Here is a 2,267-nt window from a genome sequence, read left to right as displayed (position 1 = left end):
GATAGCATCAGACTCAGGATTTTTGGCGACATTTTTATTTCCCATACCCCCAAATCTTAACCTCTGTTGAAATGCCCAATAAAATGCCCAATCGACAACCCAAACCAAAGTCAAAGTTAAATACTATGGCACCGAAATACAAGCAACGCCGACGGATGGTTGTGGGAGTTGGGGTGGCTGCAATTCTGGCTGTAGGGGCGATCGCGATCGGGAAATTGTGGTCGGGGAACTCTACTAAACTAGATACTAGTAATGGCGTGAGTTTGCTACCGCAAGATACACTTTTATCTGTCTCGATTTCGACCGATCTAGAGCGGTGGCAGCAGTTTTCTGAGTTTGGGATTCCAACGAGTCGCGGTGTTTTCGAGCAGCAGCTAGCCAAATTTCAGACCGATTTTCTAACTGCTTACGGGTACGATTATCTTCGCGATATTCAACCTTGGGTGGGCAAACAAATCACACTTGGCTATTTAGATAATCCGGCTGCGAGTGCGAATAAATCCCCCAGCGGAGTCATTCCCAATCGTCAAACGATCGCCATCTTACCGATCGCCGATCGCGGTGCCGCCCAAAAAGCCGTAGAACAGCATCAAACGCCGATCGATGCCAATTTTGTCGAAAGTAACCACAAAGGCGTTGCCATTAGGGAATACAAGCGCAAAGCGGGCACGATGGCGATCGCGATCGTCGATAATTTTGTGGCGATCGCGACCGATCGGGCCAGTCTCCACCGCGTCATCGATACCCAGCAAGGCGGTAAATCTTTATTGGCGGTACCAGGATATACCAAAGCCCTCAGCGCGATCGAGATTTCGCGCCCCTTCGCGCAGGTATATGTAAATATTCCCGTAGCTACGGCTGTGGCTGCGGCTAATTCTCCCGAAACCCTTGCAGCGGACAAATTAGCCCAAGCGCAAATTCAGCAAGGCATCGCGGCTAATGCCACTTTAGAAACCGAAGGCATTGCCTGGAAAGGGATTTCTTGGCTCAAACCCAATCCCAAGCAAAAGCTGGTAGTCGAAAATCAAGGTCGAGATTTTGCCGCTAATCTCCCTGTAGATACCCTTGTGATGGTTTCTGGTGGCAACTTACAGCGGTTGTGGCAAGATTATGTGCGCAGTACCGATACTAATAATCCGCTCGCACCCGTCAAACCTGCTGATGTGGTGAAAAATCTCGACAGCATTACGGGACTAGATTTAGAATCAGAGATCCTTAACTGGAGTAAGGGCGCATTTGGGGTGGCGATCGTGCCCAAACCAGCTAAAATCGATACCGAGATCGGGGCGGGTTTGGTATTAATGCAACAAGCAAGCGATCGATCTGTGGCCGAAAAAGCTTTTGCCAAACTCGATAAGACGATGGGACAAAAGCAGGCATTTAAGATTGCCAAAGCCAAATTAAATGGGCAAGATGTGACCAATTGGACATCGCCGTTGAATGGGATTGCGGCTACTCATGGCTGGCTCGATCGCAATTTGGCATTCATCACTTTGGGCGCGCCTGTGGCGGGATCGATCGTGCCCCAACCGCAACAGCGGCTTGCGGAGAATGCTCTATTTCAACAATCGATTAGATCGAATTTAAACCCGCATAACGGTCAATTTTTTATCGATATCGATCGCACGATTAATGCTGGCAATCTGCCTTTACCTTATCTATCTCCAGAAGTTAAAGCTGGTTTTCAAGCAATGCGGAGCTTGGGAGTAACTAGTGCGATTTTAGATGAATCTAGCAATCGTTTCGATCTATTTGTCGCGCTCAAAAAAGTACCAGGGGTTGCCAAACTTCCTGCCGCTCCAAAGGTAATTAAATCATCACCAAAGCCGAGTAAATCTCCTAGTGTTGCACCGAAAACTGCTCCATCTTCTAATCGATCTTAGTTTAGGACAAGGAGTGTTTCTTGTTGTTTTCAGCTCAAAGTTATCGAAGCAGATAAATCGATGAGGTTTCCTCCCGAACAGAGCGCACAAAGCAGCGGCTCGCAGCCGGGAGGGAACCTCCCGGATTATGCCAGACAAGACAGCGCGATAAGACAGGTACAGCCTATAGGAATAGGGAGTAGAATCTAGGTTTTAGGAGATAGGAAATAGGGAATAGGAGGATAAACATTGGAGTAAGGAGTTGTTACTCATCCACTCATCCACTCATCCACTCATCCACCCATCCACCCATCCACCCATCTACCCATCCACCCCTCTACCCTTCCTTCGTCCATTCGGCGTGGAAGGAGCCTGGTTTGTCGATGCGTTCGTAGGTGTGGGCAC

General features: G+C 48.6%; 1 protein-coding gene. It reads left to right on the top strand.

Annotated features, from left to right (window positions below; all coding sequences use genetic code 11):
* Nucleotides 1-125 precede the first annotated feature (125 nt).
* Complete coding sequence (locus tag C7B77_RS28595; RefSeq protein ID WP_181244074.1) at nucleotides 126-1,883, top strand: DUF3352 domain-containing protein; 1,758 nt, start codon at nucleotides 126-128, stop codon at nucleotides 1,881-1,883.
* Nucleotides 1,884-2,267 lie beyond the last annotated feature (384 nt).

The sequence above is a fragment of the Chamaesiphon polymorphus CCALA 037 genome (assembly GCF_003003845.1).
GTDB lineage: Bacteria > Cyanobacteriota > Cyanobacteriia > Cyanobacteriales > Chamaesiphonaceae > Chamaesiphon > Chamaesiphon polymorphus.
Note: the sequence above shows the minus strand (reverse complement) of the source record. Positions and strands in the feature narration are given on the sequence as shown.

Coding starts and splice junctions, on each gene's coding strand:
- C7B77_RS28595 (WP_181244074.1), top strand. CDS start 126: ATGGCACCGAAATACAAGCAACGCCGACGGATGGTTGTGGGAGTTGGG.